The sequence below is a fragment of the Propionispira raffinosivorans DSM 20765 genome, assembly GCF_000381065.1.
In the GTDB taxonomy this organism is placed as follows: domain Bacteria; phylum Bacillota; class Negativicutes; order Selenomonadales; family Selenomonadaceae; genus Propionispira; species Propionispira raffinosivorans.
The window spans coordinates 52,516-66,395 of record NZ_KB905861.1 but is presented as its reverse complement, the minus strand read 5'-3'; the positions used below and the strand labels follow the sequence as shown (position 1 = coordinate 66,395).

Sequence of the window (13,880 nt, the reverse complement as noted above, 5' to 3'; positions counted from 1 at the left end):
TGGTATGAGCAGCTTGGCGGTGATAGCAGCCCTTTGGCTGACGCCATTCTGGACCGCATCGTCCATGATGCATATAAAATCAATATCGAAAGCTTGGATCCCTCGAAAGATATTTCTATGAGAGAGATTTATGGCTTGGATAAAGATTTAACAGAGTAATCTTCGGTATCGGCTCCCGCGGCTCCGGACAGGCGGCTCACACCGCTAGAACATCGGTTTCCTGTTCCGGACAAGCGGTTTCCGCTTCTCCGGAACCACGGTACTGCCGTACCGTAATATACAAGAAAAGCGTCGCAGTATTCGAAAATATCTTCCTCGCGATGTTGAAGATGATAAAATCCTTCAATTAATGGAAAGTGCAAGACTTGCTCCATCAGGCAGTAATACGCAGCCGTGGCGATTTGTTATAGTGAAAAATGAAAAAATAAAGCAAAAATTGCCTAGAGCAGCCCATAACCAAAATTGGATGTTGTCAGCACCGGTTATGATTGCTTGTATAGCCGATGGAACATCACGCATTGATGAATATGCGGAGCTTAATTTTGATGAACAAAGTCCGCGGGAAGAATTGAAACAAATGATTCGTGATACATCGATTGCGGTGGGGTATCTTCTGCTGGAAGCAACAAACATTGGTCTCGGAAGCTGCTGGGTTGCCTGGTTTACCCAAAATGAAATTCGACCTATTTTAGATATTCCCAGCGATAAATATGTGGTTGGAGTTATTACATTGGGGTATGCTGCCGAGCAGCCTGCGCCAAGACCACGGAAAAATTTGTCCGAACTTGTTCATTATGAAAAATGGTGTAATGAACGCTAATCTTTAATAGTTCTTCACAAACACTTCTTTTTAAAACAATTTTTTCTTAAGAAATGTTTTCTTTATTACGATAATAAAGATAGACTTTATAGCTAAGAAGGATTCTTAGTTCAATAAGATTTATGGATAAATCATAGCAAATTAGCTTGGAGGAATTTGATATGAGAATTAGTAACTCTTCGTCTGATTATACGAGCCTGCTTTCAGGTTTATCAAGCGCAAGTGCTCAGAAGAAGACGAAACAGAGTACGGCAGCCGATGGCTTGGCAGAGTTGACGGCTGCTTCATCGACAACAGCCAGTACAACAAAGACCGCAGATGAACTACTTAAAGAGCTGCAGGCATATCTTCAATCATCGACAAAGGATAGTACCACAGTAGCAACGGGAGATACTTCTACCACGACGACTACAGATACCAAAACCTTAACAAGTGATGTCGTATTAAAAGACTTATTGGATTACATTCAGTCCAAAACTGCGGATAAGGATGAATCTAAAAAGAAAACAGCTGATGAACTGCTTAAGGAATTATCCGCTTATTTTGCTCCGCCAAACAATAATACAGATATTACGAAAAAAACCAGTGAAGAAACACTGAAAGACCTTGCAGCGTATATCAAGTCGATGGACTCACAGACAACAACAGCTGCGACAACTTCGACTGCATCGACAATAAAAACCAGCGATGAATTCTTAAAAGAATTAGCAGATTATCTAAAATCAGCCGATACTACCAAAACAGATAGAGTACAGTCTACAGATTCTTTTTTGCAGCAGTATTATATGATGCAGCAAATGCAGACTGGTTTGACTGCTGAAACAGGAATGGGTGTATCGGATTTGTCAGACAGTGATGGCTTTTCAGCTTTGAGCTCAAAATATGCAGCAGCTATTACCTCTTATGATAACAATTCGAAATTTATAGATTAAAAATTTATATACTCAAATACTATACATGGTCATAAATGCAATATATAATGGAAGTATAGTTATGAGTTTTATCTTTACGTTGTAAAAGAAAATTTCTTAAAAAGTTAATAAATACCGTTTTCTGTCAATGAATGCCAGATTTATTATGTGATGCAGGTTACATAATAAATCTGGCATTTTTATTTGTAAAATTAAGGCAAGGGGTTTTTAACAATGCATATTAAAAAAATTTTCCAACCAGGTATTTTTATCATGAATCGATTTCGCTTAATAACTAAATTTTTTATTGTAAGCATTATCCTCATCAGTTTATTAACACTCGCGTTGTACCAGTTTTTTTCTGGGAACATTGAAAGTAAAAATTTTTCACAAAAAGAAGTTTATGGAGTTGAGTATGCAAAATTATCAAAACAACTTACAGGACAAATTCAGGCCTATCAATTTTTAGGTGAAAAAAATAGGGAACAGATTCAAAATAGTTTTATTGATTTTGAAATGATCGATCAAAACTATAATCATATTTTAGATGCTGCCGAACAAAAAAAAGAAATATCAAACGATATAGTGAATGCCAATATGCTTTGGACGGAACTGGCAGCTGGCAAAGATGTATATGATGAATTATTTGCAGCACTTACTACATTACATTCAGACATTTCAGATAACTCAAATCTTACATTGGACCCAGATCTGGATTCATATTATACGATGGATGTTATTATGTTTCGTAGTATAAGCTTATCTGATGACTTATTCCGATTACGGGCTTTATTAGAAAAACAGAAAAAAACTTCTCTCAGCTATAGTGACAAAAAAAGTCTGATTGCACTTGCTACGCAGATTAATAGCATTACGGACACCATTAATGGGGATTTGCAGACTGGGATTGCCTTTAATGATACAAAACAGGAACGAGTATTGGAAAATATAAAAACACCGGCCGTTGAATTTAAAGCGGCATATGCACAGCTCTTAAAAATTTTAGATGCAGATTTAAATTTGGAGAATGGAAATATATCACTTACAACAGCAGAAGTTGACCAAGCCATTCAGCTCAACGACAATCTTTTTTCCGTCTTAGCAAATGATGTTTGGCAGCTTTGTTCAGCTCGTGTAACAGAATATGAAAAAAAATCAAATGTCGTTTTACTTTCATTGGGACTGGCTTTGCCTATTTTGCTGTATATCTGTATAGCGCTGGTTTTATCCATCATCAATGCTGTATCGGTTATCCAAGCTGGGCTGGGGAAAGTGAAAGATGGGGATTTGTCATCAAACGTAGATCTGGCTTCACAGGATGAATTAGCTGAAATAGCAGCGGGTGTAAACCAGATGATTTTTAATATGCGGGATATATTACATAAAATTGCTTTGTTTTCGGACCAGTTAGTTGTTTCCACTATGGAATTGACGAAAGGGGCAAATCAATCAGCTGATGCAGCAGGGCGTGTGGCTTTGTCGACCAAGCAGGTGGCACACGGGGTACAATCTCTTTCGGCAACCACGGAAGAAATTACCGCATTTGCTGAAAACGTGGGTACGAATGCAAGCAATCTTTCATTGAATTCTATTAAAGGAAGTGATATTGCCAGTGCGGTTGAGAAAAAAGCTGTCAAATTGCAAGCTGGTTCACAAGATTCCAGGCAATCAACTGTAGAACTATATGATGGTATCAATCAACGAGTTGTACAAGCCATTGATGATGCTAAAATTATTGATGAAATCAGCAAGATGGCAGATTCAATTGCAAAGATAGCTGTACAAACAAATTTGTTAGCGTTGAATGCTGCGATTGAGGCAGCGCACGCAGGGGAAAGTGGACGTGGTTTTGCTGTTGTGGCTGAAGAAGTCCGGAAACTTGCAGAAGAATCTGAAGCAGCTGTAGGAAGTATCCAAACATTAACACATAAAGTGCAAGTTACAATGAAAATTTTAGTTGATACGAGTAGGGAACTTTTGAGCTTTATCAATGAAAAGGTTCAACCGGATTATGATGCGTTTGTTTCGGTGGGACAAGAATATAAAAAAGATGCTGAAGCTTTTTTGAGTATTACGACTAATATTGGCAATCAATTACATCAAGTATCCAGTGAAATTGGGGAAATTGATCAAGCGATTGAATCAGTTACGACTGTAATAATGGAAAGTGTTGAAGAAACGAAAAACATTTCGGATAGCACAGAGAATGTTAGTCAAACGATGCAGGAAATCAAACAGTCAGCAAATTTTGTAGCTGATATTGCTAATAAATTAGAAACGCTGGTGTTGCGTTTTAAATTATAAATAGATGAAGTAGATTTTTTTATCAATTAAATTTTGGCGACTTAAAGGGATTTTCCGAAAATAGAACGAATATGTCTTTATGAATTAGAATTCATGGGGACAGAGGTGATACAAAATGAGATGGTTGGCAAATTTAAAGACTGCTAGAAAAATCTACAGCCTGATTACTGTAAAAGCATTAGGTCTGTTGATTATTGGTATCGTAGGATTTTATGCTGTACAGACATTGAGTTTAGATTTAAGCAGTATGTATGAAAAAAGATTACTGCCCAATCAGTTTATTGCTGAAGTACGATTGATTAGCAAAGATTCGGAATCAAAATTATTACAGCTTATCTTGACAAAAGATTCGTTGAAACAGAAAGAGCTCACGGCAGCTATTACGGAGAATACAAATAAAATCAATGTTTTACAGGAAAAGTATGAAGCAATTAAGCCGGATACTTATGAAATAGAGCAATTAGAAAATTTAAAAAATGAACTGGTGAACTATCGGAAAGCACGTAAAGACATTATTGATCTTGTACTGAAGGGGAAAAATGAAGATGCGTATTCACTTTATATGACGAATATACCTGTCTTTAATAAAGCAACACAAATTCGCTCTAATATTATTCAATATAATACGGAACAAGCGGATCAATTGAATGTGATGGGCAAAGAACATAGTCAATGGGTTGAAACTTTAATTATAGCAGTTACTTTACTGGCGTTACTTACGGGTATTGTTTTCGGTCGCATCATCGTTCAATTAATTGCTATTCCCTTACAGCATTTAGTGAATCAAGTTAAAGCGGTTGCAAAAGGTAACTTAAAACAGGGTATCATAATTGAAGCGGATGATGAAATTGGTGAGTTGGGTAAAGAAATTAATATAATGACCGCGAATCTTCGCAGTTTAATTGGGACGATGATTCCCACATCCGAACAATTAATTGCTTCATCGCAGAAAATGACAGCTAGTGTTGACGAAAGTGCCTCTACTTTAGCGAAGGTGTCTGATTCGATTCATGATCTGGCCGAAGGCTCAGTAAAACAAGTGCAGGCGATCAGTACAACGATAGAAATTGTGGGGAGAATGTCAGATAATATTGATCAGATTGCTGAAACGGTAAACAATGTAAGCACACATTCAGGAAAAACTTCTCTTGTAGCAAAAGAAGGGCATGAAGCGATTCAAAAAGTTACTGCACAAATGAAATTGATTACAAAAACTGTGCAGGACTCTTTTCTGGCTGTATCAACCTTAGAAAATCGGTCGGATCAAATTGGAAAAATCGTGGATACGATTTCTATGATTGCCGGGCAGACAAACCTACTGGCGCTTAATGCAGCTATTGAAGCGGCTAGAGCCGGAGAGCATGGCCGCGGTTTTGCTGTAGTGGCGGATGAAGTTCGTAAGCTGGCTGAGCAATCTGCCGAAGCGGCACAACAAATCGGTGGTATCGTCGGTGAAATTCAAAAAGAAACGGGCAAAGCCGTTCACTCAATGGACAAAGGAACTCATGAAGTGACTGCGGGGACAAATGTAGTAGAAAAAGCTGGAGCTACGTTTGAACAAGTGGTCTTGTTTGTTGAACAGGTTACGAAGCAAGTCGAGAAAATTTCCCTTTCAATTGATAACATTACGACGGGAAGTCGTGAAATTGTTGTTTCGGTAAAAGAAATCGGTCAAATTAGCCGGGCGGCTTCTGAGCAGACCCATACGGTATCAGCAGCGACGCAGCAACAAGCTGCTTCTACCGGAACCATAGCCGAATCTAGTAAATATTTAGTTAAAATAGCGGAAGATTTGACGCAGATTACGAGCAAATTTAAAGTGTAATATTTTTTTATAAAGGGCTTTCGATTTGTTGTATATATTCCCTCGAAAGTCCGTTCTACTTCTCAAAATAGGCCCATAAAATCTTTGTGATGATTGGCACCATTTGCAATATAAAAAGCAACTTTGTTATTGGCAGGGAGGACCAGGCTTGTTACACTATAAAGAAAGTTTTAAATGTGAAGGAGTCGGCGCTTGAATGAAGAAAATTAATCTTGGACTTTTGTTTGGCGGGCAATCTGCTGAACATGCAGTTTCGTTGCAGTCTGTTCAAAATATTATAGAAGCTATTGATAAAGAAAAATATGATCTTACACTCATTGGAATTGATGAAAGTGGTCAATGGAAACTCTATAACAGCGACATGATTTTACAGGCAGGAAATTCATTACAGAACATAAAATCAAACATTGACAGCAATATGCTTTTTACACTTGGGGATGGGGTAAATGAAGCGGTATTTTCCTGTAAAGGTGGAATGAAACAACCCATTGATGTGATTTTTCCGGTTTTACATGGTACAAATGGTGAAGATGGTACCGTTCAAGGCTTCTTGAAACTTGCTGATATTCCTTACGTTGGACCAGGAGTCTTAGCATCAGCTGTTGGCATGGATAAAGATATGACGAAACGAATTTTGCGTGATGCAGGAATTGACATTGCTAGATTTAAAACGTATTTTTATTGGCAGCGGGAACAGATTAATTTTAATGATATTAGTTCTGAACTTGGTCTGCCTTTATTTATCAAACCTGCTAATGCAGGATCGTCGGTAGGTGTGAGTAAAGTTCATGATGTTTTTACGTTTGCTGAGGCGATAAAAACAGCATTTCAATTTGATAATAAGATTTTGATTGAAGAAGCTATTGTAGGGCGTGAACTAGAATGTGGAATACTAGGAAATGATCAACCAAAAGCATCGGTGATTGGTGAAATTATTGCCCAAAAAGATTTTTATTCATATGATGCCAAGTACAGAGATGAAAATGGTGCGATTTTAAAATTGCCAGCGAATCTTTCGGCTGCACTCAGTAAAAAAATCCAAACAGTGGCAATTCAGGTTTTTCAGGTACTTGGCTGCGAAGGTATGGCTAGAGTAGATTGTTTTTTAACGAAAGATCAGCGTATCATTGTGAATGAAATCAACACAATTCCTGGTTTTACAAAAATTAGCATGTACCCGAAATTATGGGAACTTAGTGGAGTGAGTTATCCGGATTTGATTCATAGATTAATTCAATTCGCCTTGGAACGTTATGAACGGGAACATAGACTGCAAATATCATATGATGACTAAATCAAAAAGAAGCCACAGCTTAGTGTGGCTTCTTTTTGATTTAATCTATCATGTGTTTTTACTAGATAATTTTGAATAGTGAGAAACTTCAAGGACGATTTATTTGATGGTTTCAATAGGAGTTGTTTCAGGTATTGCTTCAATAGATGATACTACATTACCAGAAAAATTCAACTTTTTCGAACCGTAAATCCAAGCAGTTCCATTGTTTTCAGCTCGGTTTGGTTTTCCCCAACTGAGCAATACCTGATCTTTTGTCATATTTTCGATCACGCTGGCTTTTTCAATATTTTCCCATGTGGCGGATGACCAGCCCAATGTAGTTCTTGGGTTTTGAAGAAATAAATCTTCTTGCCAAGCTGGCGTACTTGACCAGTTCTCTGCCGATATGTTGGTCCAGCTATAAGCTATTGGTAGAATAGCATTTTTCCCATTTACAGAGACAACCAATGAAATTGGTTTTTGTGCTTGTGAACTAGCCACTACATCAACTACAGTAACAGCACTACCGATTAAAATAGGTGTTGTTACATCATCGCTGCCTGACAAATTTCGCGTTTTAGGATAAATTGTTTTACCCATGAACTGTTCTTTGGCATTTATTAAATCAGATGTTAATACCAGGCTGTTTAACTGGCCGTGTCTCGTATGTTCCGCCAATTCTTCCCCCGTATCATTTACTGTTAGATATACTAAATATTCTTTTGTAGCCGGGTCTAGGATCACTTTACTCACAGTAGCTTCTTTGGCAAAATGTTCAGAAAAATTAATTGGCGAAGATTGATCTCCTTGTTCTGCCTGTGCTGGTGTGAAAATTTTATAGCCGACACTTTGTTGATCAGCAGGTAAATTTAGAAAAGTGAAACTGTGTCCAGGAAATTGTTCTGTAGTTAAATTAGCAGGCACGGCCTGACTGGCATCTTCTGCGGAAGCTAAACCAGCAGTCTGAATTCCTAGTAATAAACTCAAAACGCATAAAATACGTAAGCTAAAATATTTCATTTTTATTTCGTCTCCTTTTTCGTACTTTTATTGTGAATGTATTGGCTCTGCACGAATGAACGGGTTGGTAATACAGATACTAGTCAATAGGATAAGCAGGGATACAGACCAAGACATATTATTTTATTTTTGATTAGGATAAGAAAAAAACCCTACGTTTATGAAGCGTGTCTGTAAAAGATCTACCGCCCATATTCGTAGGGATTCAGTATTTTGCTGTAAATGATCCGATACATAATAAAACTTTATATATCTATTATACTGCAAAGAAGAATCATTGTCAAATAATCATTTGACTTATAATGAATTAGTTATATAATAGTATAACTAATTCATTAGTGATTGTTAAAGAAAGCCGTTATCAGACAGCCATTCATTTGCAACGACATTTGGACTTTTACCATCTAAGTCAACTTTTGCATTTAGTTTTGACATTTCTTCATTGTTTATTTTTCCCGCTAATAAGTTGAGGGCATCCGCAATTTCAGGATGCAGTTTCAACGTATCAGCTCGTACGAGCGGCGCTGCATCAAATGGTGGAAATGCATGTTTATCATCATCTAATACTTTTAAATTAAAGGCAATGATTCGTCCATCGGTAGAGAACGCATCAATCACATCTACATTTCCGTCACGACAAGCGGCGTAGGTTAAACCTGGTTCCATGCCAGCGGGCGACTCGAATTTCATGTCATATATGGATTTAACATTTTCATAACCATCCACTCGTTCTAAAAATTCATGTGTTGCACCTAATTGTAGGGTGCCAGACTGTTTTGCTAGATCACTCATAGATTGGATAGAAAGTGCATTAGCCTGATCTGCCCGCATCGCTAATGTGTACGCATTGCTAAAACCTAATGGCTTCATCCAGATAATCTGTTTTTTTTCTGCGTAGAGTTTTTTTACTTTTTCATAGACAAATTCTGAGCTGCTGGGCGCAACATATTCTTCACCTAAGATATTGACAAGAGCTGTTCCGGTGTATTCAGCATAGATATCTAAATCACCTCGTTCAATTGCTTGAGCGACAACGCTTGTTCCGCCTAAATAGGCTTTCGTCTCTACTTTTAGATTGGTATTTTTTTCAATGACACCTTTCATTAGGTAAATCAAAATATCTTGTTCAGTAAAGTTTTTGCCACCAATAATGACGGTATTGGTATCTTTACCAAAAAGTGAAGAACATCCTAGAATACTCATGGTAGCCAAGATGGTAATCAGTAATAAAATAAGCTTCTTCATAAAATCTTCCTTTCATAGGGTCTTATTTACTTTTTGGCTGTACGGCAATTTCAATTTTCTTTAAGCCATAATCAAATATGACGGATAACAAGGCTGCTGGTATAGCACCAGCCAAAATAAGATCCTGTCTTGCCATAGCAATCCCACGGAAAATTAAATCACCTAAACCACCAGCACCAACTAATGCTGCTAAAGTAGCTACACCAATGACCATAACGGTTGCGGTGCGGATACCTGCCATGATAATAGGGAGTGCTAAAGGGAGTTCGATCATAAACAATACTTGCCTGGATGTCATTCCCATGCCAGTACCAGCATCAATAACTGATTGGTCAACACCTAAAATTCCTGTATAGGTGTTGCGTAAAATCGGCAAAAGACCATAGACGGTTAAAGCGATGATCGCTGGTCCAAAACCAATCCCAAACAATGGTACCATAAATCCCAATAAGGCTAAACTGGGGATGGTTTGAAATACGGAAGTGATGCCGATAATGGTTTCAGCAATTTTTCGTTTTCGTGTAAGTAAAATTCCTAGCGGAAGCGCAATCAGGTTTGCAATGAATAAAGCGACTATTGTAAGTTGAAGATGCTGCCATGTGCCGATTATTATTTCAGGCCAGCGATTTTGTAACATCATAAAAAAATTTTCTAACATATTATTCATTCCCCCCGACAACTGCGTCATTATTATTGGTTCGCATTTGATTGGCCATTACATCAACTAAAGAGGCACGCGTTATCAGACCTTTTAGTTGATTATTTTCATTTAGTACAGGTAGATATTCTACGTTATGCTCACTAATTAAATTGATGGCATCGCCTAATTCTTGTGATAGTTTAACAGTATGAACATCACGTTTCATGATATCAGACAATACAATTTTTTCATTGGAAAAATTCTTCTGGATTTCACGTGCGTTGGCGACTCCTAAAAATGTTTTGTCTTTATCAACAATAAGCAAAGAATCTACTTTATATTTCCGCATTTTGGTCAACCCTTCGGCTAGACCAAAGCTTGGGAATGTTGTAATAGCATGAACCATCACTTCTTCAATTGTTGGATATTTTTCGATTTGATTGATACGGTCAGCACCAATAAAGGTTCTCACAAAATCGTTGATTGGATGACGTAAAATTTGTTCAGGGGTATCAAATTGAATGAGCTTTCCAGCTTGCATAATACCAATCCGATCGGCAAGCTTAATTGCTTCATCAATATCATGGGTTACAAAAACAATCGTTTTATGGAATTTTGTCTGCAAATCCAAAAGATCATCTTGTAGTTGTTCACGGCTGATTGGATCAAGGGCACTGAAGGGTTCATCCATAAGAACAATCGGCGGATCCCCAGCTAAAGCACGAATTACTCCGATCCGCTGCTGCTGACCACCGCTTAGTTCAGCTGGATACCGATTTCGATATGTTTCCGCAGGTAAATTGACCATATCTAATAGTTCATCAACACGCTTGTCAGATTTTTCTTTATCCCATTTTTTTAAACGTGGAACAAGGGCGATATTTTCACCAATCGTCATATGCGGTAAAAGACCAATATGTTGGATTACATAGCCAATATTGCGGCGCAGTGCTACCGGATTTTCTTCTGCGATGTTTTTATTGTTGATTAGAACAGTACCAGAGGTTGGCTCGATTAAACGATTAATCATTTTCATCGTGGTGGACTTTCCCGAACCACTGGGACCAATTAGGGCAAATAATTCTCCTTCTTCAATATGAAGATTCATATTTTCGACGGCGTGAAAGTCCTTGCTATACACCTTGTTTACATTTTTAAATACGATCATAGGGATATCTCCTCCTTCTGGCAAAAATAGCCTGCGTTATTAAAACTTGCAGAGTAAATGCCTATCGAACGTTTTTTAAGAGAAAACCCCCAGCTATATGAGCGAACCTTTAACAGATTTACGCCCAATATAGTGGGGATTCAGTGAGATTTTCAATATTAATTTTCACTAATTTAAAACGATTCCATATACATATTATATTCTAAAAGAAAGTTATTGTCAATTAATAAGGAAATGTCAATAGGCTTTTGAAAAATATTTATAAAAAAATTGAGCAAAAAAATTTATGGCAAATAGTACTATCGTTAGGGTAGCTGTGATTTTTTTTGCTGCTTTCATTCGTTTTATATATAGTACTTTATAAAAATAAAGGTATACAAAAAAAGCTGAAATAACTATAATATGTATATGCGATATTGGCTTTGAGATAAGTGTTTCTCTCGTGAGGACATATGGCTATTAATTTAAGAAAATTAAGTCGGATTCGATAAAAAATGGGGTGGTTATAGTAAAAGTGTACTACACAAAAACAATGGATTTTTAACAGCAGATTGATTTGCAAACCAATTAAACAAAAGGAGAATACATATGAAACAAGTAGATTTTATGAGCAATGAAATACACTTGCCTGAACTTACGCTTCGGGGCATGCTGCTAGGAATGTTGATTACGGTTATTTTCACGGCATCTAATGTTTATTTAGGTTTAAAAGTAGGGCTTACTTTTTCGTCGTCGATTCCGGCGGCTGTAATTTCTATGGCAATTTTGAAGATGTTTAAAGAGTCGAATATATTAGAAAATAATATGGTACAAACACAAGCTTCGGCGGCAGGGACACTTTCTTCCGTCATTTTTGTTATTCCGGGATTGTTAATGATTGGCTATTGGCAGGGATTCCCTTTTTGGCAAACGCTGATGCTTTGCGCATGTGGGGGGAGCCTTGGTGTACTGTTTACGATTCCGCTTCGTCGGGCGATGATTGTTAACAGTGATTTACCATACCCGGAAGGTTTGGCGGCTGCGGAAATTTTGAAAGTGGGCAGTGACAGTTCAGACACGAAACAGGCAAGTGGTATGAAAGATATTTTATCGGGTGGACTACTGGCTGCTTTAATTAGTTTATGTACGAATGGGTTCCACATTATGTCATCGGAAGTAAGCTATTGGTTTAGCTTTGGTAAGATCACTTCCAAATTGCCACTTGGCTATTCAGCGGCTTTGATTGGTGCAGGTTATTTAATTGGTATTGCCAGTGGAATGGCAATGCTGGTTGGTACACTTTTGTCATGGGGCGTATTTGTACCTTATTTAACTTCTGTTTTTACACCAGCAGAAGGACAAAGTGTGCAGGCATTTGCCACTGGTATTTGGGCACAAAAAGTCCGCTTTATCGGGGCTGGGACGATTGGTGTTGCGGCTATTTGGACATTAGTGATGCTCGCAAAACCTATTATTGAAGGCATGTCACTTTCTATCAAAGCAATGAAAAGTACAGAAGCTGAAAAAAGCTTGCATCGAATGGATACGGATTTATCACCCAAAGCGGTTGGTATTATTTTTGGTGTTATTGTTTTAGGTTTAACAGGAACATTTTATTCTTTTATATCGGATGCAAATTTGGCTGTTGGAACTACTTGGGCTTTTGTGGCAGCTGGTGTTATAGTAGCTGTTTTAATGGGCTTTTTTGTTGCGGCAGCCTGCGGTTATATGGCTGGGTTAATAGGTACATCAGCGAGTCCTATTTCAGGGATTGCTATTTTGGGTATTATTATTTCTTCACTTGTAGTACTGGCAATCGGGACCTCAGCTGGTGTATTTGAATCGGAATCAGGCAGTAAATTTGCCACGGCGTTGGCGATTTTCATTACGAGTGTTATTATTAGTATCGCCGCTATATCAAATGATAATTTACAAGATTTGAAGACAGGCTATTTGGTTGGTGCTACGCCTTGGAAACAACAGGTGTCTTTGATACTGGGCAGTGTTATCGGTGCTTTTGCCATTGCTCCGGTACTTAATTTACTATATGAAGCATATGGCTTCACTGGTGCAATGCCTCGCATGGGAATGGACCCTGGACAGGCTTTGTCGGCACCACAGGCAACCTTGATGACGACAATTGCCAAAGGTATTTTCAGCCATAATTTGGATTGGAATTATATCCTTTTTGGTATTGGCATTGGTATTTTGATTATTATCCTTGATTTATTGTTGAAAAAAAATTCTGTCTCTTATTGCTTGCCGCCACTGGCTGTAGGTATGGGGATTTATTTACCGCCTACACTCGAAGTGCCTTTGATTATTGGGACCGTTATGAGCTATCTGGTTCATCGTCATTTGAAAAAACAGGCAATTGAACGCAATTCCCAAAATGTAGAAGCCGAAGTTGAAAAATCCAATCGTAAGGGTGTGCTTTTTGCATCGGGGTTGATTGTTGGTGAAAGCTTAATGGGCGTTATCATTGCCATCATTATTGTCTTTTCGGTAACGGCTGGTGGCAGCGATTCACCATTGGCTTTGGTTGGAAAAAATTTTGAACCCACAGCCGATTCACTGGGGCTTATTGTGTTTATCTTATTGATTGCAGTATTCATTTATCATGTGCTCAATTCTAAAGTTGAAGTAAAATAATAAAACGTTGTAATAACACGTCGTAGGGGCATTTATCGTA

The 13,880-nt window shown here is 37.8% G+C and carries 10 protein-coding genes; 6 read left to right on the top strand and 4 right to left on the bottom strand.

Features of this window, described 5'->3' with window-relative positions:
* Positions 1-262 precede the first annotated feature (262 nt).
* The 5 genes from F606_RS0115870 to ddlA all read left to right on the top strand — a co-directional run bounded on the left by F606_RS0115870 (position 263) and on the right by ddlA (position 7,154).
* Positions 263-820: a nitroreductase family protein gene (locus F606_RS0115870; RefSeq protein WP_245542131.1), complete on the top strand. Its 558-nt coding sequence runs from the start codon at positions 263-265 to the stop codon at positions 818-820.
* A gap of 161 nt (positions 821-981) precedes the next feature.
* On the top strand, positions 982-1,752 hold the full coding sequence (locus F606_RS0115865; RefSeq protein WP_019554876.1) for a hypothetical protein: 771 nt from the start codon (positions 982-984) through the stop codon (positions 1,750-1,752).
* Between the two features lie 213 nt (positions 1,753-1,965).
* Positions 1,966-4,035 carry a methyl-accepting chemotaxis protein gene (locus F606_RS0115860; RefSeq protein ID WP_019554875.1) on the top strand — a complete coding sequence of 690 codons (2,070 nt, stop codon included), beginning with the start codon at positions 1,966-1,968 and terminating at the stop codon, positions 4,033-4,035.
* A gap of 115 nt (positions 4,036-4,150) precedes the next feature.
* Positions 4,151-5,860, top strand: a complete 1,710-nt coding sequence (locus tag F606_RS0115855; RefSeq protein ID WP_019554874.1) for a methyl-accepting chemotaxis protein — start codon at positions 4,151-4,153, stop codon at positions 5,858-5,860.
* 196 nt (positions 5,861-6,056) lie between these two features.
* Positions 6,057-7,154: a D-alanine--D-alanine ligase gene (gene ddlA / locus F606_RS0115850; protein ID WP_019554873.1), complete on the top strand. Its 1,098-nt coding sequence runs from the start codon at positions 6,057-6,059 to the stop codon at positions 7,152-7,154.
* Between the two features lie 99 nt (positions 7,155-7,253).
* Here ddlA and F606_RS0115845 read toward each other — a convergent pair whose 3' ends face one another.
* From F606_RS0115845 to F606_RS0115830, 4 genes are all read right to left on the bottom strand, one after another.
* Positions 7,254-8,156, bottom strand: coding sequence for a hypothetical protein (locus F606_RS0115845; protein WP_019554872.1), 903 nt, complete (start codon positions 8,154-8,156; stop codon positions 7,254-7,256).
* A 345-nt stretch (positions 8,157-8,501) separates the two neighbouring features.
* On the bottom strand, positions 8,502-9,401 hold the full coding sequence (locus F606_RS0115840; protein ID WP_019554871.1) for a glycine betaine ABC transporter substrate-binding protein: 900 nt from the start codon (positions 9,399-9,401) through the stop codon (positions 8,502-8,504).
* 22 nt (positions 9,402-9,423) lie between these two features.
* Positions 9,424-10,059 (bottom strand): ABC transporter permease, encoded by a 636-nt coding sequence (locus tag F606_RS0115835; protein ID WP_019554870.1) that lies wholly within the window; start codon positions 10,057-10,059, stop codon positions 9,424-9,426.
* A 1-nt stretch (position 10,060) separates the two neighbouring features.
* Positions 10,061-11,209: an ABC transporter ATP-binding protein gene (locus F606_RS0115830; protein ID WP_019554869.1), complete on the bottom strand. Its 1,149-nt coding sequence runs from the start codon at positions 11,207-11,209 to the stop codon at positions 10,061-10,063.
* Positions 11,210-11,797: 588 nt separating this feature from the next.
* On the opposite strand from F606_RS0115830, the gene F606_RS0115825 reads away from it, so the two are divergent.
* Positions 11,798-13,840, top strand: coding sequence for an OPT family oligopeptide transporter (locus F606_RS0115825; RefSeq protein WP_019554868.1), 2,043 nt, complete (start codon positions 11,798-11,800; stop codon positions 13,838-13,840).
* Positions 13,841-13,880: the final 40 nt, after the last annotated feature.

Coding starts and splice junctions, on each gene's coding strand:
- F606_RS0115845 (WP_019554872.1), bottom strand. CDS start 8,156: ATGAAATATTTTAGCTTACGTATTTTATGCGTTTTGAGTTTATTACTA.
- F606_RS0115830 (WP_019554869.1), bottom strand. CDS start 11,209: ATGATCGTATTTAAAAATGTAAACAAGGTGTATAGCAAGGACTTTCAC.
- F606_RS0115825 (WP_019554868.1), top strand. CDS start 11,798: ATGAAACAAGTAGATTTTATGAGCAATGAAATACACTTGCCTGAACTT.
- F606_RS0115855 (WP_019554874.1), top strand. CDS start 4,151: ATGAGATGGTTGGCAAATTTAAAGACTGCTAGAAAAATCTACAGCCTG.
- F606_RS0115860 (WP_019554875.1), top strand. CDS start 1,966: ATGCATATTAAAAAAATTTTCCAACCAGGTATTTTTATCATGAATCGA.
- F606_RS0115835 (WP_019554870.1), bottom strand. CDS start 10,059: ATGTTAGAAAATTTTTTTATGATGTTACAAAATCGCTGGCCTGAAATA.
- F606_RS0115865 (WP_019554876.1), top strand. CDS start 982: ATGAGAATTAGTAACTCTTCGTCTGATTATACGAGCCTGCTTTCAGGT.
- F606_RS0115840 (WP_019554871.1), bottom strand. CDS start 9,401: ATGAAGAAGCTTATTTTATTACTGATTACCATCTTGGCTACCATGAGT.
- ddlA (WP_019554873.1), top strand. CDS start 6,057: ATGAAGAAAATTAATCTTGGACTTTTGTTTGGCGGGCAATCTGCTGAA.